The sequence below is a fragment of the Anaerolineaceae bacterium oral taxon 439 genome, from assembly GCA_001717545.1.
Lineage (GTDB): Bacteria > Chloroflexota > Anaerolineae > Anaerolineales > Anaerolineaceae > Flexilinea.
The window spans coordinates 1,701,513-1,724,282 of sequence record CP017039.1; the positions used below are offsets into that span (position 1 = coordinate 1,701,513).

Genomic DNA, 22,770 nt, shown 5'->3' on the forward strand with positions numbered 1-22,770 from the left:
TCCATATCAGCAGGAACGCGATTGAGGCGGAACTTGAGTACAATAAAAGCATCATTCGCCGGGCGGCCCGTCCTTCCGGTTTTCTATATCAATCGATTCAAAAGAGAACAGGGAGTCCGCAACTTTGAACCCATCCTCGCGAAAACGAATTATCTCCGGCCTGATCTCGTATACGCTCGCGCTGGTCGGACTGATCGCCGCCGTTTACGTCCTGACGGTCGTCCCGATTCCAAGACAGTTTGGCCTGATCTTTCGGCAGGAAATTTACATCCTGCCCTTCGTCGTCATTCTGGTCATGTTCACGTTTTCCATCCAGAGCCCGTTTCTCAAGCGGATCGGATACGCGTTCCTGATCGCTTTTTTCTTTATCCCATTTTCCGGATTGCTAAACAGCGGAACGTCGGATCAGTATATTCTCGGCGGAACGATCCCCTGGTCCGACGCATTTACGAATCATATCAACGCGCTGCGCTTCCTGTATGGCGGAGAAATGGGCCAGTCGACCGCCCTCCGTCCAATATCAGCGGTCTTCTACGATTTGATCCTATATATTTCAGGGAATAATTTCCTGGCGCTGCAGCTTACCGTCACCCTGCTGATCGGGGTTTCCGTCATCCTCCTCGTTCAGAAGATCGAAACCGGCTTCAGCGGGATCGCCGCGCTTTTTGTTTACTGCAACGCGTTTTTTTATGTTCGCCGCTATATCGGAACGTTCATGACCGAGCCGGTTGGATTCATTCTCGGAAACCTCGCGCTGTATTTCTTTCTGAAAGCGATCTTTGACGGGAAACAGCAGGCCTATATTTTCGCCTGCTTTCTCCTGTCGCTCTCGCTGAACGCACGCCCGGGGCCGATGCTCGTGTTAGCGACGGCTGGGCTCTGGTATTTCTTCCGGTTCGCGAAATACGAACGGCGCCGCTTCCTCCTCGCCGCGCTGGCGCTCCTCGCGATGGCGGCCGGGTTCGCGATCAACGAGCTCAGCGCAAGAATCGTTACCAACAACGCGAAACTCGTCAACCGTCAGTTCGCCGAATTCGTTTATGGGATGTGCCTGGGCGGGAAATCCGGCTATGAAACGATGTTCATGTCGGAAATGAGTTCGCTCGATACCTCGCCGCGGCCAACCGCTGAACTGATCGGCCTCTGCCGCGAGGCGATCCGCGAAAATCCGGCGAATCCGATCCGGTCGATCGTCGAAATATTCAAAGTCCTGATCTTTGATCCGGTCCGCGGCGCGTTTTCCTACTTTGACGGCGGGAACGCGCTGCTGATATCCGCGCTCCGATATTTATCGATGACGTTTTGGCTGGGCGGCGTCGGAATCGCGATCCGAAAACGAAAAAAACCGCTCTATGCTTTTTTCTTAGCAGTCTCGCTCGGCTTCCTGCTATCGCAGCTGATCGCGCCGCCGTTCGCCGCTTTCCGGATGCGTTACCACGCCGGCGTAATCGCTTTTCCTGCGATCCTGTCCGCGCTTCCGTTCGAATTCGCCTACGTCCGTTATTTAAAAAAAGGCGACGATAAAAAAACCGGCGCGGGGTCGGTTACCCAAAGCCAGACGAATTCAATCGGCCCCGATCGCTTTGCCGCCATTATCTCGACCCTGTTGACGATCCTGATCTGCGTTTCGCCGTTCCTGATCCGCGCGAATCCGCTCCGCCCGCCGGAAGGCGCGCTGGAGCTTCGCTGCGCCAGGGGCGAGGCCCGGCTCTTCACGCGGATCGACCCGGGCGCGTATTTTTACATGATCCATCGGGAAAATCTCCGTGCGGATCATTACCCGAATTTCCGTCTCGCTTACGTTCGGCAGGAATTCCATAACAGCGCTTCGATCGAGATGTTTGGGTTTACCGACCTGATCGACGAAGAAACCGCCGTTTTCCGCGGGCTCGATTTTGATACGTATCAGGACGCGCTCGTCTTCGCGCCGCTGCCGCTGGTTCGCGGGAAAGAAGGCTATGCGCAGCTCTGCGGGACCTGGATCGAGCCGCCAATTCTTCGGAACGACCGCTTCTTTATCGCTACCGGCGCCGTTTTTCTATCCGATCTCGAAGCGTCTGAAACTGACTCACCAAAGGAACTTGATTAAAATGACCCGTTTTATCCTTCTCCGCCATGGGCAGACCGACTGGAACGTTGAACGCAGATATCAGGGGCAAGCCGATATTCAGTTAAACGCCGTAGGCGTTGAGCAGGCGTATAAAGCCGCCGAAGCGCTGAGAGATGAAAAAATTGACGTCGCGTACAGCTCAGATCTCAGCCGCGCGCTGGATACCGCCCACGCCGTGCTGAAGTATCACGCAGATACAGAATTAATTGTCGACCCGCTTTTACGCGAACGCGCATTCGGCGAACTTGAGGGAACCTTTTATCAGCGCGACCTGCTGAACCCGACCGTACGGAAGCAGATCGACCAGGACCCGTACGGATATCGTTTCGAAAACGGCGGCGAATCGCTCCGCGACGTTTACGCGCGGGCGGAGAACGTCTACCGAAAAATTTCGGACGAATCGCCGGATAAAACGGTTCTCGTCGTTTCGCATGGGACTTTTCTGAGCTTATTCATGGTTATCATGAAGGGCTTGCCAATTTCCGCCAGGAAAAATTTCGTCGTCGAGAACGCGGCGCCGATTTTCGTCGGACCGAACGGCAAGACCGGCCCGGAAATCATGGCCCACCCGAAATAAAGCGCGGCTGCTGATCCCGATCAAGGGCGCCGGCGCCACCCCCAGATCAGATCCGGCGCTTTTTCCCCGACGTTCAGCAGCAAATCGAGAATCGAAACGGCGGGATAAAATTCGTCAGACCGCTGCGGATAGGCGGGATACCCGGCGTAATCCTTCCAGACAACTTCGATCCCCGCATCCCGGAACGCGGGCAGCTCCAGATACGACCGGGCCGCCGGCCCGGATACGTACGTCGATGCGCCGGACGATTTCAGCAGTGACAACAATTTCTCGCTCCGCTTTCCCTGCGACAGGAAATCGCTGCTTTGACGGAACTGCGTTCGAATTCCCAGGAAATCGCGCGCGATCTTTTGGATCAGCGCCTGATTCAGCGCTGAAAGCGATCTCCAGTCCTGCCGGTAGACTTCTTCCAACCAGGGGCGATACATTTCGAAAAACGGCGCTTTCCCGTAATTCGTACGCAGCGCCTGATAATGTTTCTCGCCCCAACGGCCCGGAACGATCTCAACCTCGCGAATCGATTTTCCGGTCGAACCGAAAACCGGAACCGTCAGCCATTGCGGCCCGTTCGGCGTGACGATCCGGTTGCGGTTGCGCCAATCGTTTTTGGTATATTGGACCTCGTCGTAAAAAATAAAAACGTCGACGTCATGGATCAGGTCGAAGTACCCGCGCCAGGGCACATAATTCGACTGCAGGACTGCGACACGTCGCCCGCCGGTATCGCCCATTCTCAATTCCCCCGGTAAAAAGCCTCGACCGCCTCGACGACCGTCTCAACCTGATCGCGGCGCAGCCCGTAATACAGCGGCAGCCGCAGCAAGCGGTCGCTTTCACGCGTCGTAAACGTATCTTCGCCATGGAAAACGCCGAACTCGCGTCCCGCTGGAGACGAATGAAGCGGGACGTAGTGGAAAACCGCTTCGATCCCACGCTCTTTCAGGCAGCGCAGAAGGCGCGTCCGCTCGTCCAGGTCCGCCGCCTTGATATAAAACATGTGCGCGTTATGTTCGCAGCCGGGAGGAACCGTCGGTAGCGTGATCCGGCCGCTGGACGCCAACGGCGTCAGCAGCTCGCGGTACAGCTTCCAGCTCCGCATCCGGTCCTCGATAATCAGCTCCGCATTTTCAAGCTGCGCAAGGAGATAAGCCGCGTTGATATCGCTGGGAAGAAACGACGAGCCGACCGAAACCCAGGTATATTTATCGACCTGCCCGCGCCAGAACTGACTTCGGTTCGTCCCTTTTTCCCGGATAATCTCGGCGGCTTCGATCCGATCTTCGTCCTGGATCAGGATCGCGCCGCCCTCGCCCATGCTGATATTTTTCGTCTCATGGAAGCTCAGACAACCGAACGCGCCGATCGTTCCCAACGCCCGGCCTTTATAGCTGGAAAAAATTCCCTGCGCCGCGTCTTCGACGACGATCAGGCGATGCGCGTCCGCGATCCGCATGATTTCGTCCATTTCGCAGGCGACGCCGGCGTAATGAACCGGGACGATCGCGCGGGTCCGCGGCGTCAGCGCGGCTTCGATTTTCCTCTCGTCCAGGTTCATCGTGTCCGGACGGATGTCGACAAAAACGATCTTCGCGCCACGGAGAACGAACGCGTTTGCGGTTGAAACGAACGTATAAGAAGGGCAGATGACTTCGTCGCCGGGGCGGATATCGGCGAGAAGCGCCGACAGCTCCAGCGCGTCGGAGCAGGACGTCGTCAGGAGCGCTTTTTTCGACCCGGTCTCCGCCTCGAGCCAGGCGGCGCAGCGTTTCGAAAACGCGCCGTCGCCGGAAATCTTTCGCTGCGCAATCGCTTCCTGGATTTTATTCATTTCAGAGCCGATAAACGGCGGAACGTTAAACGGAATTCGAATTTCCAATTCTTTTTATTTAACCAGCCTTTACGTTAAAATAATCCTGTCAGTCCTGCTATTATACTATCGAAGTTTTTCAAGGAGATTCATGACCGCGTCCTTCCCCTCGCAACAGGATATTTTCCCGATCACAACTGAAGTTCCCGCCGACGGAGCGATCCGTATCGCCGGGCATGACCTGAGCAAGTTAGCCGATGATTTCAAAACGCCGCTCTACGTCTACGACGCCAGGACCGTCCGCGCGCAGATCCGGGACATCCGCCAGACGCTCACGGATTTCTATCCGGGCGAATCGTCGATCGCTTACGCGGCCAAGGCGTATTTTTCAGCGAAATTCTCATCGCTGATATCGCGGGAAGCGGTCGAGCTGGACGTCGTTTCTTACGCCGAAGCGCGTCTCGCGCTTCTTCACGGCTTCAATCCCGACCGGATCCACCTGCACGGCAACAATAAATCTTACGAAGAACTGACGTTAGCGGTCGAAAACGATTTCCATTCGATCGTCGTCGACAATTTCGATGAAATCGAGATGGTCGAAGAAGTCGCGAAAGCGCTCGGGAAACGGGCGCGCGTCTGGCTTCGAATTACCCCGGATATCCGCGTCAGGACCCATCCGCACGTCGAAACTTCGGCGAAAAACAGCAAGTTCGGCTTCCATATCGTCAACGGCGACGCGGAAACCGCGATCCGCCGGGTCGAACTCCAGCCAAACCTGACGCTTACAGGGCTGCATTTTCATCTGGGTTCGCTCCTGTTCGACGCGGACGTTTACGTCGCCGCGATCGAGGAGCTTTTCAGCCTGGTTGAAAAAACGGGAATACGGCTCGAAGAGCTGTCGCCGGGCGGAGGCTGGGGAATCCGCTACACGCCCGCCGCGCCGAAAAATCCGGTCGAAAACTGGATCGCGCCGATCGCGAATATGGTCGTCGGCAGCTGTCAAAAACGCAGGCTGCCGCTGCCTCGACTGTCGCTCGAATCGGGACGCTTTATCGTCGGACGCGCCGGCGTCTCGGTTTACACGATCGGAACCGTCAAAGAAGGTCTGGACGGAACGCTGATCGCGGCGATTGACGGCGGCATGGCGGATAACCCGCGGTACGCGCTTTACGAAGCGGCGTACTGCGCCGCGATCGTTGAGAACCCGTTGGGCGAAGCGTCCGACCGACCGATCCGCGTCGTCGGGAAATACTGCGAAAGCGGGGACCAGCTTATCGCCGCGACTGAACTCCCCCGTCCGCGCTTTGGCCAGCGTCTGGCGATTCCGGCCTCCGGCGCGTATCATCTTTCAATGGCGTCGAATTACAATCTGGCCCCCCGCCCCGCCGTTTTATGGCTGGAGGAAAACGAGCCGCCGATGCTTCTCCAGTATCGGGAGAGGCCGGAGATCAGCTCCTGGTGGCTTGCGGATTAGGGAAGGAAGTCAATTGTTGGACAAATGCCACATAAAAAATGTTACAGGTGTATCTTGCTTAGAACGGGGTATTTGTCGTACAATTAAAAGTATCAAAAGAGGGAGATTGGCGTGTCGCCGCGTTTCCCGAACAATCAAACCACGGAGGCTCAGGAATGAAACATAATTTCAACGCAGGACCGGCAATACTACCGGAATATACGATTCAGAAGAGCATTGAAGCGATCCAGGACTTCAACGGCAGCGGTTTGTCGCTGCTCTGCATCTCCCATCGCTCCAAGGATTTCGATAAAGTCATGGACGACGCGATTGCGATGACGAAAAAGCTCCTCGATATCCCGGAAGGATATTCGGTTCTTTTCGTCGGCGGCGGCGCTACGACGCAATTCTACAACGTCCCGTTCAACTTCTTTGGAAAGAAAGCCGCATATTTAGATACCGGTACGTGGCCGAGCGGCGCGATCCGCGAAGCGAAAATCTGGGGCGAGCCCGAGGTCGTCGCGAGCTCATCCGATAAAAAATACAATTATATTCCGCGGGGCTATACGATTCCAGCCGACGCCGATTATTTTGAAATCTGCTCGAATAATACGATCGAAGGCACGGAAATTTTCGAAGACTTTGATTCGCCGGCGCCGTTGATTTCGGACATGTCCAGCGATATCTTCAGCCGTCCGGTCGATATTTCAAAATACAGCCTGATTTTCGCGGGCGCGCAGAAGAACTTCGCCCCGGCTGGCGTCACCATGGTCATCATCAAGGATTCCTTCATGGAAAAACAGGTCCGGAAAGTCCCGACTCTCAGCAACTACAAGAAACTCGCTGAAAAGAAATCCATGTTCAATACGCCGCCGGTATTCCCGATTTTCGCCGGGCTGAAAACGATGGAATGGATTGAAGCCGAAGGCGGCGTCAAAGAAATGGAAAAACGAGCGATCGCCCGTTCGACCAAGGTCTACGACGCGCTCGAAGCCTCGAAATTCTTCGTCCCGAATATTCCGGATCCGCGAGACCGCTCGCGCATGAACATTACATTCTCGATGAAGCCCGGATACGAAGAGCTCGGAGCCGATTTCCTGTCGCTGAGCAAGGAACGCGGCTGCGTCGGACTCGCGGGCCATCGCTCGGTCGGCGGCTTCCGCGCTTCCTGTTACAACGCGCTGCCAATGGAATCCGTCGACACGCTCGTCGCCCTGATTAAAGAATTTGAAGCCGCCCATTAATTCCGGGGGAAAGAAAGGAAATCATGAAAAAAGTTTTGATTGCGACCGTAAAACCGTTCTCGAAAGACGCGGCGAACGCGATCGTTGAAATCTTAAAAGGCGCGGGACATGAAGTCGTCCTCCTTGAAAAATACGCCGACGCGGCGCAGCTTCACGAAGCGGTCAAAGACGTCAACGCCATGATCGTCCGTTCGGATATTATCGACAAAGCCGTGATCGATCACGCGGAAAAACTCGAAATTATCGTCCGCGCCGGCGCCGGCTACGACTCGATCGATACCGCGTACGCCGCCGGGAAGGGGATTATCGTCGAAAACACGCCGGGGCAGAACGCCAACGCCGTGGCCGAACTCGTTCTTGGCTTAATGATCTCCCACGCGCGCAACTTCTTCGACGGAACGTCCGGAACTGAACTCAAGGGCAAGAAGCTGGGGATCCTCGGCTTCGGCGCGGTCGGTTCGCGAATCGCGGCGCTTGGTTACGGCTTCGGAATGGACGTGTACACGTTTACCGGCGACGGCGTCTTCGCCACGATCAGCCCGGAACAGAGCTATGTCAAGGATCTGGACAGCTACGACGCGCTCTTCAAAGAATGCCAATACCTGTCCGTCAACCTGCCGCTCGACGACCTGACACGCCATTTAGTTAACTACGACCGCCTGATGATGTCGCCCAGGAACGCGACGATTATCAACTCCGCCCGCGTCGAAATTATCGACGAGGCCGGATTAGCGAAGGCGATGGCGGAACGCGCGGACCTGACGTATATTTCCGACGTTGCGCCGAAAAGCTACGCGGATCTGAAAGAAAAATTCGGCGCACGGATTTTCGCGACGCCGAAGAAATGCGGCGCGCAGACAGCCGAGGCGAATAATAACGCTGGAACCGCCGCCGCTAACCAGATCAACAGCTTCTTCGAGACCGGGAAACCGAAGTTTAAAGTCAACTGACTTTAATTCTGAAAAAGGAAACGGCGTGGGCATGATCCGCGCCGTTTTTTCATACGCGCATGCCCAGATAAAACAGCCCGAAAACCAGAATTGCAAAAATGAAACAATCCGGACATACTTATTAAAAGCATCGATCAACCGCGCTGAAATCGCCAGGATCAGAGATAAACTCAGACAAGAGACGCAATCTTTGCTCAACATTCAGGACGCGTTCAAAAAATTCATTCTCGTCAAAGACGATATCAAGCCGTGGCAGAATGAAGACGGGGTCATTGTGATGGGCGCGCTCGATTTCCTGCTGAATCCGAATAGCCTGGACTATTAAAAACAGGGCTTGACCAGCATAAGGCCTGTAGTTTTCGAGGTCATTCCGTTCGGAACCGCCGAATTCGATATAATCAGAGGCATCAAAGAAACGAGGCAGGGAAAAGTTCATGAGCCTAATCGAAACAGCAGACCCAGTGGGCCAAGTTCTCTCCGTCGGCGACGTCGTCCGAATTTCGGATTTCGCCGCTGAATTTGAAATCGGCGGAAGCTATGACGTCTCCGGAATGAAAGGAGTCGTTACCGATCTCTTTTCCGAAGACGAGAATCAGGTCCGGGTCACGCACGCAATGATCCGCTGGACGGCGGATACGATCCGCGCGATCCCGGAAGCCTACGTCAGCCAATGCGTTGAGAACGAGTATTGCTGGACGATGACGAACGTTCCGGCGGATCGCCTCGAAATAACCGGCGAGCCGTTCAACGAGATCGAATGGCAATGGACCGTGAACGAAAAAGCTTCGGAATTCTTCTGGGGAGCTTCGCCGGAAGGCCGAAAACTACGGCAGCTGTTCTATGCCGCGGACCGAAAGAAAGCGATGATCCCCGCCCAAGTCGTTCTGGATTTTCTCCGTGATCAGGTCCGGCTGCCAGCGGGCGCGGTCGTCAGCTATGAATCGCCGGATCCGGAAGACGTCAAGCTGGATACCGGGACAAGAGTGGAGCTCGTGGCGTTTAATAGCGCCGATATCCGAATGAATCTCTACTGCGAGGTTGTCGAGAGCGGACGTTCTTACCTGCTGCCGCTTGAGGATCTAGAATCGACCGAAAAAAGGAGCTCGAAGAATTCGCGGCTGTTTGAGATTTATTATCTATGGGTATCGTCGCGCCTATGACGGTTTCCCTCCGGACCCCGATTCAAATCGGGACCGTCCGCTTCGACGCGCGAATCGTTTTGGCCCCGATGGATGGGTACAGCGACCTGCCATTCCGCGTCCTGACCCGGCGACTCGGCTCTGGGGCCTCGTTCACCGAGTTTATTAACACGATCGAAGTCATGTCGAAAAATACGAAATATCAGGACCGCTGCAGGTTTACCGACGCGGAAAAACCGGTCGCGATCCAGATTTTTGACGACGACGTCGATCGACTGATCGCGGGGGGGATTCGGATATACGAACGATTCCGCCCGGATATCGTCGACGTCAACATGGGCTGTTCCGTCAATCATGTTTCCAACCGAGGCGCCGGCGCCGGCCTTCTCCGCCGTCCGGATAAAGTCGAACGGATTATCGCCGGACTGGTCAAAGCCCTGCCCTGTCCGATTACCGCGAAAATCCGGCTTGGCTGGGACGAGGCATCGGTCAATTATCTCGAAATCGGGAAGATCTGCGCGGATCAGGGCGCCGCGCTCGTCACGCTCCACGCCCGTACCCGCGAGCAGCTTTTCAAAGGCAAGGTCGATTGGGACGCAATCGCGGCGCTGAAATCGAGCCTGCCGATCCCGGTCTTTGGGAACGGAGACGTTCGGAGTTTCGCCGAAGCCGAACGCATGGTCGAAGAAACCGGCTGCGACGGCGTCATGATCGGACGGGCCGCGATCGAGAACCCATGGATTTTCGCGGGCTACGACCCGGAAACCGTCCCGTTCGCGCTGTTCTACGCGACCGTCATGGATCATTACGCTCTCGTCAAGCAGCGTTACGCGCCGGAGCGGGCGTTTATCGTCTTCCGGAAATTCGCGAAAAAATACCTGACGAAGCTGGGGACGTCAAAAGACGAAATCCGCGGGATCCTGACAATGAAAAATCCGGATGAATTTGAAGCCGCGCTGAGCCGTCTCGCCTCGGATGACCGCCGCGGCCGCGCCCCGAGTACCGGAGCGGACGAGGAAGGCGACGGGTGAAGCTGCCCCAGATTTTCAGCGACGAAGAATGGGAACTGCTCTGCGATCAATGCGGCGTATGTTGCTTTTACAAAATCGAAGACGAAGATACCGAAGAAATCTTCTTTACGACGGTTTACTGCCCTTTCCTGTCGCTTCGACAGGCGCGCTGCGAAGTTTATTCTGAACGGTTCCAGCGAATGCCGAGCTGCGTCAAGATCGCGCCGGAAACGATTCGACGCCAGGCGAAATGGATGCCGGCAAGCTGCGCTTATCGCCGGATCGTCGAAAACCGCCCGCTTCCAGCCTGGCACCCGCTTTTCAGGCAACCCAGCGCGGATTCGCTCCGCCTGATCGAGAAGTTGAAGGGAATGGAGCTGACGCCGCCCGAGCCGTTCGGCGGCGAAGAGCCGAACGGAATCCGAAAGCTGAAGCGGCGCGCGAAAAAAGGACGGCCTGACGATCCGGATTTCGTCGACACGCTCATCAGCAGCGTTTTTCCGGACCCGCTTGACGAGCCGGATCAAGGCTGAAGCCAGACTGGATACGCTCTTTCGCCAGCGCACCAATTTCAGCGAAATCGCCCTGTTCAACGCGAATTTCGCTATAATATTCGTTGTGCAAGATTTCTCCAGCGAAACGCAAATGCATCCTATCCATATCGCAGCCTTTATCTCCTCCCATGGCTTCGGACACGCGTCCCGGTTGTCCGCGATCATTGAATCGATCACGTGGAAGAACCCGGCCGTTAAAATCTCAATTTTTACTGAAACGCCGCGCTGGGTCTTCGAAGATTCGCTGAGCTGTCCCTTCGCCTATCAGAAAGCCCGGACCGACGTCGGAATCGTTCAGTTGACGCCGATCGAGATGGATATTCCGGGAACGCTCCGGAAACTCGAAACGTTTATCGCCGAACTTCCGCTGAACGCGGACATGATCGCGGAAAAGCTCCGGAAGGAGGCGGTCGACTTCGTCGTCGCCGATATTTCGCCGCTCGGGATCGTCAGCGCGAACCGGGCGGGAATCCCGGTACTCCTCCTTGAAAATTTTACCTGGGACTGGATTTACGAACCGTTCTCCCGAAAATACCCACGCTTCACGGAAATTTCCGCCGCGATGAAACGCATTTTTGAATCCGCTTCGATTCACGGCCAATATCTTCCCGCCTGCGTACCGAGCGAGAGCTGCGACTTCGAGCTTCCGCCGGTCAGCCGGAAACCGCGGACTTCCGCCGACGCAGTGCGTCAAAGGTTAGGCGTTCGGCCAGACGAGAAATTAGCGATCGTAGCGATGGGCGGAATTCCCGCCGAATACCGAACGCTGGAGCGGATCCGGAGCGCCTATCCGGACGTCGTTTTCGCCTTTACCGGGATTTTCCCGGAAATGAGCCGGAAAAATAATGTGCTGCAAATTCCGCATCATTCCGATTTCTTTCATCCGGATTTGGTTCAGGCCGCTGATTTCGTATTCGGGAAAGTCGGCTACAGTACCTACAGCGAAATTTACAACCTGCAAAAGCCGTTCGCGTACCTGATCCGTTCAGACTTCCGCGAATCGTCTGTCTTGAAAGAAGCGCTGACCGCCCTCCCGTCCGCGTTCGAAATCGATCAGCTTTCCTTCAACAACTTCGTTTTCGATCCATGGTTAGAAAAGATGGCGTCCTGCGCGAAGAACCCCGTCGCGACGAACGGCTGCGACATCGCCGCGGATAATATCCTGTATTTTATTCGGTCGGGAAAACCGCGTCCGGTTCTATCGCCGTGCGCACTGGACGGGCTGCGCCGGTCGTCAATTTGACGACCGCGTTCTCGAACGCCGGAAAAACCTGAGTCAGGATCCGGCCGCTGAGCCGAACCCGGTCGGTAAACGTCTCGGCGAGCGTCTGGACCCGGTAATCCGCCGCAATCAGGAGATAGCGATCGTACAGCCCGTAAGGAAGATCGAGCGAAAAAACGGTCGCGGATTTCAGCTCGCCGCGCTTTGTTCGTTCCAGAACCGCCTTACCGGCATCTCCATATGCGCGAACCAGACCGCCGACGCCTAATTTTGTCCCGCCAAAATAACGCGTTACGACAATCGCCGCGTCGCCGAGCCCGCTGCCCTGTAAAACGGCCAGGAGCGGCCGCCCCGACGATCCTGACGGCTCGCCGTCATCCGAACAGAACGCCATCGTCGAATTGCCATGCCCGATCAGATACGCCGGGACGTTATGCGTCGCGTCGGCGTACTTCTCTCTCATCTCATAAATAAACGCCCGAGCCGCTTCACTCGTCCGGACAGGTCCGATCGTCGCGATGAAGCGCGAATTGACGACTGTAAGCTCCGCTTCCGCCCGCTCAAGCGGAATCATCCGGCGAGCCTCGCAGGGACCGTTTTCCGCCGGCGCTTTCTGTAGCGGTCGCTTTTTCGCCACCGTCCGCCCTATCCTTCGCGCGATCCGGAAATAAGCCGTTCCCAGCTTCCGACCCAGGGTTTTCCCAAACGATGATGCTCGGAAACGGTCGTATCCGAAAGCGCCTGCCCTAGGCTGACGAGGTCCGGAATTAATCCGGCGACGTCCTGCGCGAGGACCTTCGGGCGGATCCGTTCGGCTAAAATCGAGGCCCAGCTCCATTCCCGTCGGAACTGATCGGCTTTCAGCCAATAATCCCGTTTTTCCCAGGCTTCGACCGACAAATCGATCGTTTCGGTAATCCGATCCAGCGAAAGCAGGATATAAGCGATCAGGTCCCGCGCGCTGTCGTCAACTTCGCGCTGCCGCATAAGTTCCCGAATTGCCAACGCCATGCCCTTTTTCAACCGGGCCCGTTCCGTCCGGACGCTATCGGTAGCGATAACTCTTCCCATTTATTTCACCTCTGTAATACGCTGCCATCATCGGCTTTATTATATTGTATAAGGTTTCGCCGTCCAAACTTTTCGGGAGAATCGGCCCGGCCGCGCCGATATCCGTTAAAATCTATATCGGAATTTTCTATGTCAAAAGCTACTCGGATCGGTTTGATTTTTCTGGCCTGCTCGCTGCTCTTCATGTCAGGGTTGCTTTTCATCCTTGCACGCTCCCGTTTTGATCAGGGCTGCGCAGAGCTGCCGGACGGCTCCACGATCGGCGCATATTCGATCGCCGGGCTTACCGACGAACAGATCGTCGAGGGATCAGAAGCGATTTACAATTCGCCGATTGCGGTCAGCTATCTTGAAAACGAGATTCAGCTTTCCGCGCCTGAGATCGGGCTGACGCTGGTCGATTCGGACGCGATCCGCCGCGATCTTCAGGCCGCCCGATCGAAACAATGCAGCCGGGGGGCGTTTCTGAACAGCCTCTTCGGCAAGAATGCCGCCGAGCCGGTTCATATCGAGATTCGCTGCAGCGCGGAAAAAGAGCCGGTTCGTTCCTGGCTCGAACGCGAAATCGTTCCGCGTTACGACAGCGAACCGCTTTCTGCGCAGCCGAATACGGGAGGCGTCGGATTTTACCCGAGCCGGGAAGGTCGGAAAATGAACGTCGACGCCGCCGTTGAGCGGATCGCGGAAGCCCTTTGCGCAGTTTCCGGACGCAGCGCCGCGATCCCGGTTGAAACGGTCGCCGCTCTGCCGCCAGTCCTCGATAATCTCGCGATCCAGGTTCGATCGGTGATCGACCAGCTCCAGGACGCTGGGCAAATTACCGAAGTCGTCCTGATCGACCCGAAAACGGAAACGGGTTTCGATATCGCCCGCCGGGATCGGGCCGACGTCCCGCCCGAAATTTCGTTTACCGCCGCCAGCACGATCAAAGTTCCGGTCATGATCTCTTCGTTTATCCGCATGGACGACGAACCCGACGCGCTGACAACCCGGCAGCTGACGCTGATGATTACAGAATCCAAAAATGACCAGACGGATTGGATGATGGAAAATCATGTCGGCGGGAACCTTGCCCCGCTGACGATTACGGAAGACATGCGAAAGCTTGGGCTCGAAAACGTCTTCTTAGCCGGCTACTTTTATATGGGCGCGCCGTTGCTTCAGGACTACCGCACGCCTGCAAACAGCCGCGCCGATATCGACCTGAAGCCCGACCGCTATAACCAGACGACCGCGTCGGATATGGCGAAGCTGATGGAAGGATTGTACCGCTGCGCCGAAAACGGAACCGGGTTGCTGATTGAGGCCTTTCCGGAAGCGTTAACCCAGCGGGAATGCGGCACGATGATTGACCTGCTGAAAAATAATAAACTTCCCTACCTGATTACCGCCGGGATTCCCGACTCCGTCGAAATCGCGCATAAACACGGTTGGATCGAGGAGAGCGACGGCCTGTTGCATACGATGAGCAATATTGCGATCGTTTTTTCCCCGAACGGTGATTACATACTCAGTATTTACACCTGGCACCCGACCAATCTTGTATTCGAAAACGGGAACCGCCTGTTCTCCGCGATTTCGAACGCCGTCTATAATTACTTCAATCCGAACCTTGAACGATAGGGAACCAGCCTGCGGAACAGACGCGGGCAGTCCAAATTCCACAAGATCAGTTTCCTTAAACGTATTCTTTTAAATTATGCTCGACGGCGTAAGCCGCCGCCTCGGCGCGATTGCTTGTCCCCAGCTTCGACAGGATACTGCTGACGTAATTGCGGACCGTCCCCTCGCCGAGAAACAGCGACTTCGCAATTTCCCGGTTCGTCTTTCCTTCGGAAACCAGCATCAGGACATGCTTTTCCTGCTGGGAAAGGACGGCGAACGCCGAAGCCTCCTCTTCTTTGACCGCGCGCCGTACTTCCTGGAAAACCCGCTGCGTGACCATGGGGTCCAAAAGCGCCGCGTCGCCGCGCGCGACCGAATTCAGCGACCGGATCAGGTCCTCGCTGCTGATCTGTTTCAACAGGTAGCCTGAAGCGCCGGCCCGGATCGCCGCGAACAGCATTTCATCCTCCGCATATGACGTCAGCATGACAACCTTCACGTCCTTGTTTTTCTGGGTAATCTCTTCGCAAGCCTCGATCCCGGACATCCCCGGCAGACGAATATCCATTAAAACAATATCAGGCATGATCTCAGCGGTTAATTCAATCGACTCTCGCGCGTTGCTGGCCTCTCCGACAACCTCAAAGCCCTCGCTTTGGTTCAGTAAGGCTCGAATCCCTAATCGTACGACTTCATGATCATCTACGAGGAGAACACGTAATTTATCCATAAAATTTTCCGCTCCCTTTAAGCATGTTTCCATATCTGTCATCATTCTTTTTTACAAATGTCACTTTCAGACCATGTCAAATGTTTTAAAATAACCTGACAAGTTTCATTGTAATCGAATTACTTTTGTAAGGCAATAAAAATGAGGGTGTCAATTTTAGGAGCAGGCGCATCAGGAATCTTCTCCGCGCTGGAAATCAGGCGGAACACGGCGATCGAAACGACGGTCTTCGATCTCAATCCGGCGCCGGGGAGAAAATTAGCGGTCACGGGCAGCGGCCGCGGGAACCTGACCAACATGAATCAGGACGAGAGCGCTTATCGGAGCTTCACGATCAAGAACGTTTTCCGGTCTTTCCCGCTCCTCGATCCACGGGAACTTCGGAAGCGCCTCGCCGACCTCGGAATCCCCACGGACCAGACCGCAGACGGCTGGGTCTATCCGATGTCTGACTCCGCCGCAAACGCGGCGGCGACGCTCCGCGCGCAGCTATCCGCCTCCGGCGTCCGATCAGCCGCAAATACCAGGATCACGCGCGTCATCGTCGATCATGACGGAAAATTCACGCTCCAGTCCGATCAGGGCGAAACCTTCGCCGGCTTTGACGCGCTCGTCGTCGCGACAGGATCAAAATCCTATCCGCAGCTCGGCGGCGACGCTTCGATCCTGGAATCGATCCGCGCGCTCGGGATTCGTGTTGCGGAGTTTCAACCTGCGCTTACTGGCCTGATCCTCAAAAAAGCGGAGAAGCGTCTTTCCGGTGTCCGCCTTGACGTAAAAGCCTCGCTTCGCGCCGACGGTCGGCTTCTCGGGGAGGAAGCCGGAAACCTGATCTTTACCGACTTCGGCGTGAACGGGCCCGCCGCGATGAACCTGAGCCACCTCGTTCATCGTCCGCTTTCGCAGCAAAAACCGATCACGCTGACGATCGATTTCCTTCCGGAAGGCGCCGCCGCAACCATGCGGCGCTATTTCCGTTCGCGCGCGTTCCGTCGGATCCCGTACGCGACGATCTGGCACGCGTTCCTCCCTGATAAGCTTTGCGCGTTTTTTTCAGATCGATGGGGCGCGACCGCGGATCAGCCCGTCAATTCCGTCTCCGACGCGCAATTTAAGGCGCATCTCCAATCGCTCGCCGCCTTCGACCTCCCCGTCGTGGGAACGAAATCCTTCGCCGACGCGCAGGTTTCGATCGGCGGCGTCGATCTGAACGAAGTGAACCCCGCGACGATGGAATCCAAAAAAATCCCCGGACTTTACTTTGCCGGGGAAGTTTTAGACTGTATTGGGAAATGCGGCGGGTACAATTTGCACTGGGGATTTTCAACCGGCGTTATCGCCGGCAGAGCCATCGTCAACAACGCCGCGGGCGGCTAAGCGCCCTCGATCCGTTCCCGTTCCCGGCGCTGCACTTTGCCGCGTTCTTCGGTATCCAGAATCTTTTTTCGGATCCGGAAATTTTTCGGCGTAACCTCTAAAAGCTCGTCGTCCGCTAAATATTCGATCGCTTCGTCGATGCTCATCTGCCGAACGGCGTTCAACCGGACCTCGATATCCTTATTCGATTGTCGCATGTTGGTCAAATGTTTCTTCTTACAGACGTTGACCGCCAGGTCCGTCACACGCATCGACTCTCCGATGACCATGCCCTCGTAAACCTCAACGCCGGGGCCGACAAACAGAACGCCGCGCTCTTCCGCGTTCTTCAGTCCATACGTCGTCGTTATCCCGTTTTCCCAGGCGACGATTGAATTCGTCAACCGCGACTGAATCGGACCCGCGTACGGCGCGTATTCAAGGAACGACGTATTGAGAACGCCCATGCCGTGCGTCGCGGTCAGGAACTGGTACCGGAAGCCGAGCAGCCCGCGCGTCGGAATAACGTACGTCAGGTGTGTCGAGCCATCCGGATTATCCGACATATCCTGCATCCGCCCGCGACGCGCGCCCAACATCTCGACAATCGTCCCCACCGACTCCGGCGCGGTCTCGATATAAACCTCCTCAAACGGCTCCAACGTCTCGCCGTTTTCGCCGGTCTCAAGAATAACTTCAGGCCGCGATACCTGAAACTCATACCCCTCGCGGCGCATCGTCTCGATCAGGATCGCCAGGTGCAGCTCGCCGCGGCCGGCGACAACAAACGCGTCCGAGGTATCGGTATCTTCAACGCGAAGCGCAACGTTGTTGCGCAACTCGTTATACAATCGTTCACGCAGGTTGCGCGACGTACTGAACTTCCCTTCGCGCCCGCCCATCGGCGACGAGTTGATCGCGAACGTCATCTTTACCGTCGGTTCCTCGACGCGAATAATCGGGAGCGCTTCCGGCGTATTCGGATCGGTCAGCGTTTCTCCGATCGCGACCGCCTCCAACCCCATAATCGCGATAATTTCGCCCGCATCCGCCGATTCAATATCTACCCGACTCAACCCATTATACGTCATCAGGTAGCGGATCCGCTCAGGGACCGCGACGCCGCTGAAATCGATCCGCGCCAGACTCATTCCCGCGACCGCGCGTCCGCGATTGATCTTCCCCAACGCGCTCAAACCGCGATATTCGTCATAGAAAATATTGGTAACCATCATCTGGAACGGCCCGTCGACGTCCAGCTCCGGCGGATCGATCTTGCGTAAAATCGTATCAAACAGCGGCTGGAGCGAATCAGAAAGCGCAGGTGTCGTACCGGCGCGGCCCTCGATCCCGTTCGCGTAAATAACCGGGAAATCCGCCTGTTCGTCGCTCGCGCCCAGATCGATAAATAAATCGAACGTCCGGTTCAGCGTCCGTTCCGGATCGGCGTCCTTCCGATTCATTTTATTAATCACGACAATCACCTTCAATCCGCGGTGAAGCGCTTTTTTCAAGACAAAACGCGTCTGCGCCATGGGCCCTTCGGCGGCGTCGACAAGGAGAATCGCCCCGTCGACCATATTCATGACGCGCTCGACCTCGCCGCCGAAATCAGCGTGCCCCGGCGTATCGACAATATTAATTTTGACCAGCCCGCCCGATTCCGGATCCGGAATCGTAATCGCGGTATTCTTCGCCAGGATCGTAATCCCGCGCTCACGTTCAAGCGCGTTTGAATCCATGATCCGCTCGTCAACCTGTTGATTCTCGCGGAATACTTTCGCCTGTTTCAGCATCGCGTCGACCAGCGTCGTCTTACCATGATCGACATGCGCAATAATCGCAATATTTCTTAAATCCGTTCGTTTTCGAAGTCCCATAAAGTAAAGCGCTTTCCCCTCTTATTCCAAATCCGAACCTTCGCCTTTTCCAAGGTATATCATCGGAATACTGACCAGCGTCACGGCAAATTTAATCAGGACATTGCCGTAAAAAATCTGCATAACAATATCTGACGGAAACAATCCGTAAAACGCAATAAACGCGAACAGCAGCGAATCGACCGGAATCGACACCGCGTTCGACAATACGACCCGTCCCCATATATGTCGATCACGGAAACGCCGGACGTAAAGCGCGTACATCTCCGTGTCGACCAGCTCAGAAATCAGCTCCGCAAGAATCGACGCAGCCGTAATTCGCCAGACCGGCGTCAGGATCGCCGCCCATTCCGCCCTTCCGCCGCCTTCAACGTTAATCGGCAGCGCCGCGACCAGATAAAAGTACGCGGCCATCAGCGCGTTGATCGCCGCCGCCGCGGCCACGACCCAGCGAACCATGCGCTTGCCTAAAATCCGATGCGCCAGGTCGCGAAGCGTAAACGAAATCGGATAAATAAACGTCCCGGCGTCGAGCGCCAGCCCAAAAACAGTGACGACCTGGAGAGACGCGATATCGGAGATCATCTGGACCCCGATATACGCGGCGATAACGAGAACCGCGCCGCGCGTCAACCGGATCGACGTCTCCCGAAGCGCGGCCGTCCGCGATCCGCCTGTGGCGACAAAAGTTTGCCCTTGCGCTTTTTCCATAACCGGTTTATTATACATTTCTTTTCAGGTCGTTTTTTTATTTTCTCCGAAACGATGATAGAAAAAGGCGGAAGCAAGACGGGAAACGCCGGAAAACACGGATGAAGAAGCCAATCTTCGAAATCGTTTCGTTTCAGCGCGTTTTCAAGCCAAATAACAGTTACAATTAAGCGCGTTATACGAACGAATCATGCGGCTTACGCCACCCGGGGGGAGACTTATGCAAAAAATTGTCATCTTAACAGCAGACGCGGGCTTTGGGCATCGCAGCGCGGCGAACGCGATATACGACGGATTGGTGAACCACGCGCAAATCCCGCTTTCTGTAGAGATTATCAACCTGCTCGACGCGCCCGGCGTTCCCAAGGCTTTTTCGAATACGCAATCGGAATATGACAAAATCGTCAAATCGATCCCAAAAATTTACGAGTTTGGCTACACGCAATCCGACCGCACCGTTCCCGCCAATCTGGGAAAAATCGGATTCTCCGCCGTGCTTTATCGCGCGTATGATGAAATGATCCAGACGCGCAACCCAGACGTTATTATCAGCACGTATCCGTTCTATCAGGCGCCGGCGCAAACCTGGTCTTATATCAACGAAGAAACGTTCAAGGAACAGAACGTTTCAGACGTCAAAGCCGAAATTGAAAAAGAACTCCCTGGCGTTTTCAACATGTTTACCACGAAACGCCGGCCGCACATTCCCTATATCACCGTTACCACCGACTTCATCTCGCTGCACCAGCTCTGGATGAGCAAGATGCCGGATATTTACACGGTCGCGAACGAAGACACGAAAAAAATCGCGGTTGAATACGGGATCGATCCCAACCGCGTCGTGATTACCGGAATTCCGGTCAAACCGATTTTTTCCCTCGAAACGCGTTCAAAACCGGAAATTCGCGAATCGCTCGGCTGGGAGCTAAATCGGACGACAGTCATCGCCATCGGCTCCAAGCGCGTTTCGAAATTGGTTGAGAACCTGTGCATAATTGATCATTCCGGCTTCGACTTTCAGCTGATCATGATCGCAGGCGGCGACGACAAGCTGTATCGGGAGATGAGAAAAACCGAATGGCACCATCCCGTTCAAATTTATAATTTCACCAGTCAGATGCCGGAGATGCTCCTGGCGTCGGACGTCGCGATTACGAAGTCGGGCGGACTGATTACCAGCGAATGCCTGGCGGCGGGACTGCCGATGCTGCTAATCGACGTTCTCCCGGGACAGGAGGAAGGAAACGCCAATCTGGTCACGACCAACCGGGCCGGGATCCTGACCGGATCGCCGACTGAGCTGCTGGAAGCGTTTTTCCACCTCATGACCAACGATCAGGCGCAGCTGAAACGAATGAGCCTGAACGCGAAGAAAATCGGGCGTCCGCGCGCGAGCCTGGATGTCTGCGATATTATTCTGTACTACCTGAAAAAACAGAACGACGCTCAAAATAAACCTCAGAGTTAAAGGAGACGAACTGAAATGCCGATTTACGAATACACCTGCCCAAACTGCGGGAACCATTTTGAATTATTACGATCCATTCGCGACGCCGATCGGGACGCGGAATGCCCCGCATGTCACGAGCCGCGGGCCAGGCGCAAAATTGCCGTCGTGTTCAGCGCGTCCGGAGGGGCGAACAGTTCGTCTTCCTGCGCCAGCTGCGGCGGCGGAAGCTGCTCCAGCTGTGGGCATCAGGCAAGTTAAAATCCGAATTGCCGGTAAGTCCGGCGCAAAAATCTAAAATAAGGAAGAACTCATGAAACATACCGCCTTTCTATCCGTCATGGATTATTCAACCGATGAACTGGCGCATCTTTTCGACGTCGCGATCGATCTGAAGAAAAAGCTCAAAGCCGGCGTCCCGACGCCCATCCTGCAAGGCAAGACGTTAGCCATGATCTTTCAGAAGCCTTCGCTCCGAACGCGCGTCAGCTTTGAAATCGGGATGCATCAGCTCGGCGGATACGCGTTCTATCTATCGCCCGACGAAATCGGGCTTGGGAAACGTGAAGCTATCAAAGACGTCGCGCAGGTCATCGCCGGATACGTCGACGGGATCATGGCGCGCGTTTTCAGCCATCAGCATCTCGTCGAACTCGCGCAGTACGCCGGGATTCCGGTTATCAACGGGCTCTCCGATTTCAATCACCCGTGTCAGGCGATGGCCGATGGGCTGACGATGATCGAAGAATTCGGAACGCTGAAAGGGATCCATATTGCCTATATCGGCGATGGGAATAACGTCGCGGTCTCGCTAATGGATATCGCCGTGAAGATGGGCGCGAATTTCGCGATCGCCAATCCGGAGAAGTACGCAATGCCGGACGAGGCAATCGCGGCGGCGAAAGACGTTGCGAAAACGACGGGAAGCCGCCTGAGCTTTGAGCTCGATCCGTTCGCCGCGGTCAAAGGCGCGAACGTTATTTACACGGACACCTGGGTCAGCATGGGACAGGAAAGCGAAAAAGCCGAACGCGAAAAAATCTTCGCGCCCTATCAGGTCAACCGGGAACTGGTCGCCGCCGCCGACCCGAACTGTATCGTCATGCACTGTCTCCCGTCGCATCGCGGACAGGAAATCACCGACGAAGTTCAGGATGGCCCAAAGTCCCGCGTCTTCCCCGAAGCGCATAACCGTATGCATGCGCAGAAAGCGATTCTGGCGTACCTGCTGGGAAATGCGTAAGGCTTTAATCCTGTAACGGATAACAGAAAAGCTCCGGTTCATTTGTCCCGGAGCTTTTCTGTTATTTTCGGTATGCACTGGCAATATTCATACGATTATCTAATATTCTTACAATTAACACTTTATCATCTGTTATGCAGTAATAAACCGAATATCTATCAACGACCATCCTTCTAACCCCGCCTGATTTTTCCGGTTCAAAATCAACCAGGGAATATCGTTCAGGCATTTCTTCAAGGCTGTGATGGCAACATAAAGTCTTTTTATCTGCCTTTTAGCAGAATCAACAGAAAACAACACGTTCGCAATATACACATAAATTCTATTTAAATCATCACTGGCCTTATCCGAGATGACGAATGAAAAGCTATCCATCAGAGATCGCCCAAGACCTTCGCAAAGACGTCATCCAAATCCTTGTACCGCCCCTCCGCAAAATCTTTCACACCTTCCGCTACAGCGGCCTGAAGTTCCTCATCCGTCATCAACGCAGCATTCAGCTCGTCCGGAACCACGGGAACCGATAAATGAAGAGGGATCCTCCCTTCAAAAGCGATCTGCTTCAGGTACATTTCTACAGCCGCCCGCATCGAAATTCCCAACTTATCCAAAATCCGTTCCGCGCTTTCTTTTACGCCAGCCTCAACACTGATATTCAAAA

The 22,770-nt window shown here is 55.3% G+C and carries 24 protein-coding genes; 15 read left to right on the forward strand and 9 right to left on the reverse strand.

The window, feature by feature from the left end; genetic code table 11:
* Positions 1–124: 124 nt before the first annotated feature.
* Together BEQ56_07665 and BEQ56_07670 are read left to right on the forward strand one after the other, a co-directional pair.
* Positions 125–2,089, forward strand: a complete 1,965-nt coding sequence (locus BEQ56_07665) for a hypothetical protein (protein AOH43360.1) — start codon at positions 125–127, stop codon at positions 2,087–2,089.
* A gap of 1 nt (position 2,090) precedes the next feature.
* Positions 2,091–2,687 (forward strand): hypothetical protein, encoded by a 597-nt coding sequence (locus BEQ56_07670; protein AOH43361.1) that lies wholly within the window; start codon positions 2,091–2,093, stop codon positions 2,685–2,687.
* A 20-nt stretch (positions 2,688–2,707) separates the two neighbouring features.
* On the opposite strand, the gene BEQ56_07675 is transcribed toward BEQ56_07670, so the two are convergent.
* Both BEQ56_07675 and BEQ56_07680 read right to left on the reverse strand, forming a co-directional pair.
* Positions 2,708–3,418: a hypothetical protein gene (locus tag BEQ56_07675; protein AOH43362.1), complete on the reverse strand. Its 711-nt coding sequence runs from the start codon at positions 3,416–3,418 to the stop codon at positions 2,708–2,710.
* 2 nt (positions 3,419–3,420) lie between these two features.
* Positions 3,421–4,515: a dTDP-4-amino-4,6-dideoxygalactose transaminase gene (locus BEQ56_07680; GenBank protein AOH44459.1), complete on the reverse strand. Its 1,095-nt coding sequence runs from the start codon at positions 4,513–4,515 to the stop codon at positions 3,421–3,423.
* 160 nt (positions 4,516–4,675) lie between these two features.
* On the opposite strand from BEQ56_07680, the gene BEQ56_07685 reads away from it, so the two are divergent.
* From BEQ56_07685 to BEQ56_07720, 8 genes are all read left to right on the forward strand, one after another.
* Positions 4,676–5,968 (forward strand): diaminopimelate decarboxylase, encoded by a 1,293-nt coding sequence (locus BEQ56_07685; protein AOH44460.1) that lies wholly within the window; start codon positions 4,676–4,678, stop codon positions 5,966–5,968.
* A gap of 155 nt (positions 5,969–6,123) precedes the next feature.
* A complete protein-coding gene (locus tag BEQ56_07690) occupies positions 6,124–7,191 on the forward strand; it encodes a phosphoserine transaminase (protein AOH43363.1) in 1,068 nt (355 codons plus the stop codon).
* A 23-nt stretch (positions 7,192–7,214) separates the two neighbouring features.
* A complete protein-coding gene (locus BEQ56_07695) occupies positions 7,215–8,141 on the forward strand; it encodes a 3-phosphoglycerate dehydrogenase (GenBank protein AOH43364.1) in 927 nt (308 codons plus the stop codon).
* A 31-nt stretch (positions 8,142–8,172) separates the two neighbouring features.
* Complete coding sequence (locus tag BEQ56_07700; protein ID AOH43365.1) at positions 8,173–8,466, forward strand: hypothetical protein; 294 nt, start codon at positions 8,173–8,175, stop codon at positions 8,464–8,466.
* Between the two features lie 136 nt (positions 8,467–8,602).
* A complete protein-coding gene (locus tag BEQ56_07705; protein AOH43366.1) occupies positions 8,603–9,301 on the forward strand; it encodes a hypothetical protein in 699 nt (232 codons plus the stop codon).
* Complete coding sequence (locus BEQ56_07710; GenBank protein ID AOH43367.1) at positions 9,280–10,311, forward strand: hypothetical protein; 1,032 nt, start codon at positions 9,280–9,282, stop codon at positions 10,309–10,311. Before BEQ56_07705 ends, BEQ56_07710 begins: the two co-directional genes overlap by 22 nt.
* Positions 10,308–10,823, forward strand: a complete 516-nt coding sequence (locus tag BEQ56_07715) for a hypothetical protein (GenBank protein AOH43368.1) — start codon at positions 10,308–10,310, stop codon at positions 10,821–10,823. The genes BEQ56_07710 and BEQ56_07715 overlap by 4 nt, the downstream gene beginning before the upstream one ends.
* Positions 10,801–12,087 (forward strand): hypothetical protein, encoded by a 1,287-nt coding sequence (locus BEQ56_07720; protein AOH43369.1) that lies wholly within the window; start codon positions 10,801–10,803, stop codon positions 12,085–12,087. The genes BEQ56_07715 and BEQ56_07720 overlap by 23 nt, the downstream gene beginning before the upstream one ends.
* Here BEQ56_07720 and BEQ56_07725 read toward each other — a convergent pair.
* Positions 12,014–12,703: a hypothetical protein gene (locus tag BEQ56_07725; GenBank protein AOH43370.1), complete on the reverse strand. Its 690-nt coding sequence runs from the start codon at positions 12,701–12,703 to the stop codon at positions 12,014–12,016. The two genes, BEQ56_07720 and BEQ56_07725, sit on opposite strands and share 74 nt — an antisense overlap.
* Positions 12,704–12,711: 8 nt before the next feature.
* Positions 12,712–13,077 (reverse strand): hypothetical protein, encoded by a 366-nt coding sequence (locus BEQ56_07730; protein AOH43371.1) that lies wholly within the window; start codon positions 13,075–13,077, stop codon positions 12,712–12,714.
* Between the two features lie 189 nt (positions 13,078–13,266).
* On the opposite strand from BEQ56_07730, the gene BEQ56_07735 reads away from it, so the two are divergent.
* A complete protein-coding gene (locus BEQ56_07735; GenBank protein ID AOH43372.1) occupies positions 13,267–14,760 on the forward strand; it encodes a hypothetical protein in 1,494 nt (497 codons plus the stop codon).
* A gap of 55 nt (positions 14,761–14,815) precedes the next feature.
* On the opposite strand, the gene BEQ56_07740 is transcribed toward BEQ56_07735, so the two are convergent.
* Complete coding sequence (locus BEQ56_07740) at positions 14,816–15,472, reverse strand: DNA-binding response regulator (GenBank protein ID AOH44461.1); 657 nt, start codon at positions 15,470–15,472, stop codon at positions 14,816–14,818.
* Positions 15,473–15,613: 141 nt separating this feature from the next.
* Here BEQ56_07740 and BEQ56_07745 point away from each other — a divergent pair, with 141 nt between their 5' ends.
* A complete protein-coding gene (locus BEQ56_07745; protein ID AOH43373.1) occupies positions 15,614–16,849 on the forward strand; it encodes a hypothetical protein in 1,236 nt (411 codons plus the stop codon).
* Here BEQ56_07745 and BEQ56_07750 read toward each other — a convergent pair.
* Both BEQ56_07750 and BEQ56_07755 read right to left on the reverse strand, forming a co-directional pair.
* The gene (locus BEQ56_07750; protein ID AOH43374.1) at positions 16,846–18,708 is read right to left on the reverse strand and encodes a GTP-binding protein TypA; all 1,863 of its coding nucleotides are present in this window, start codon (positions 18,706–18,708) and stop codon (positions 16,846–16,848) included. The two genes, BEQ56_07745 and BEQ56_07750, sit on opposite strands and share 4 nt — an antisense overlap.
* Before the next feature lie 21 nt (positions 18,709–18,729).
* Complete coding sequence (locus BEQ56_07755) at positions 18,730–19,347, reverse strand: hypothetical protein (protein AOH44462.1); 618 nt, start codon at positions 19,345–19,347, stop codon at positions 18,730–18,732.
* Positions 19,348–19,639: 292 nt separating this feature from the next.
* On the opposite strand from BEQ56_07755, the gene BEQ56_07760 reads away from it, so the two are divergent.
* From BEQ56_07760 to BEQ56_07770, 3 genes are read left to right on the forward strand one after another with little or no spacing between them, the layout of a single operon-like run.
* Positions 19,640–20,887, forward strand: a complete 1,248-nt coding sequence (locus tag BEQ56_07760; protein AOH43375.1) for a hypothetical protein — start codon at positions 19,640–19,642, stop codon at positions 20,885–20,887.
* A 15-nt stretch (positions 20,888–20,902) separates the two neighbouring features.
* Positions 20,903–21,127, forward strand: coding sequence for a hypothetical protein (locus BEQ56_07765; GenBank protein AOH43376.1), 225 nt, complete (start codon positions 20,903–20,905; stop codon positions 21,125–21,127).
* Between the two features lie 52 nt (positions 21,128–21,179).
* Complete coding sequence (locus BEQ56_07770) at positions 21,180–22,109, forward strand: ornithine carbamoyltransferase (protein ID AOH43377.1); 930 nt, start codon at positions 21,180–21,182, stop codon at positions 22,107–22,109.
* A gap of 132 nt (positions 22,110–22,241) precedes the next feature.
* On the opposite strand, the gene BEQ56_07775 is transcribed toward BEQ56_07770, so the two are convergent.
* Positions 22,242–22,484, reverse strand: coding sequence for a hypothetical protein (locus tag BEQ56_07775; GenBank protein AOH43378.1), 243 nt, complete (start codon positions 22,482–22,484; stop codon positions 22,242–22,244).
* On the reverse strand, positions 22,484–22,768 hold the full coding sequence (locus BEQ56_07780; protein ID AOH43379.1) for a hypothetical protein: 285 nt from the start codon (positions 22,766–22,768) through the stop codon (positions 22,484–22,486). Before BEQ56_07780 ends, BEQ56_07775 begins: the two co-directional genes overlap by 1 nt.
* Positions 22,769–22,770 lie beyond the last annotated feature (2 nt).

Bases quoted from the DNA above. Each gene is read 5' to 3' on its own strand.
- BEQ56_07770 (AOH43377.1), top strand. From the start codon at position 21,180: ATGAAACATACCGCCTTTCTATCCGTCATGGATTATTCAACCGATGAA.
- BEQ56_07695 (AOH43364.1), top strand. From the start codon at position 7,215: ATGAAAAAAGTTTTGATTGCGACCGTAAAACCGTTCTCGAAAGACGCG.
- BEQ56_07690 (AOH43363.1), top strand. From the start codon at position 6,124: ATGAAACATAATTTCAACGCAGGACCGGCAATACTACCGGAATATACG.
- BEQ56_07670 (AOH43361.1), top strand. From the start codon at position 2,091: ATGACCCGTTTTATCCTTCTCCGCCATGGGCAGACCGACTGGAACGTT.
- BEQ56_07675 (AOH43362.1), bottom strand. From the start codon at position 3,418: ATGGGCGATACCGGCGGGCGACGTGTCGCAGTCCTGCAGTCGAATTAT.
- BEQ56_07765 (AOH43376.1), top strand. From the start codon at position 20,903: ATGCCGATTTACGAATACACCTGCCCAAACTGCGGGAACCATTTTGAA.
- BEQ56_07730 (AOH43371.1), bottom strand. From the start codon at position 13,077: ATGGCGTTGGCAATTCGGGAACTTATGCGGCAGCGCGAAGTTGACGAC.
- BEQ56_07700 (AOH43365.1), top strand. From the start codon at position 8,173: ATGATCCGCGCCGTTTTTTCATACGCGCATGCCCAGATAAAACAGCCC.
- BEQ56_07750 (AOH43374.1), bottom strand. From the start codon at position 18,708: ATGGGACTTCGAAAACGAACGGATTTAAGAAATATTGCGATTATTGCG.
- BEQ56_07680 (AOH44459.1), bottom strand. From the start codon at position 4,515: ATGAATAAAATCCAGGAAGCGATTGCGCAGCGAAAGATTTCCGGCGAC.
- BEQ56_07710 (AOH43367.1), top strand. From the start codon at position 9,280: ATGGGTATCGTCGCGCCTATGACGGTTTCCCTCCGGACCCCGATTCAA.
- BEQ56_07745 (AOH43373.1), top strand. From the start codon at position 15,614: ATGAGGGTGTCAATTTTAGGAGCAGGCGCATCAGGAATCTTCTCCGCG.
- BEQ56_07740 (AOH44461.1), bottom strand. From the start codon at position 15,472: ATGGATAAATTACGTGTTCTCCTCGTAGATGATCATGAAGTCGTACGA.
- BEQ56_07735 (AOH43372.1), top strand. From the start codon at position 13,267: ATGTCAAAAGCTACTCGGATCGGTTTGATTTTTCTGGCCTGCTCGCTG.
- BEQ56_07775 (AOH43378.1), bottom strand. From the start codon at position 22,484: ATGGATAGCTTTTCATTCGTCATCTCGGATAAGGCCAGTGATGATTTA.
- BEQ56_07760 (AOH43375.1), top strand. From the start codon at position 19,640: ATGCAAAAAATTGTCATCTTAACAGCAGACGCGGGCTTTGGGCATCGC.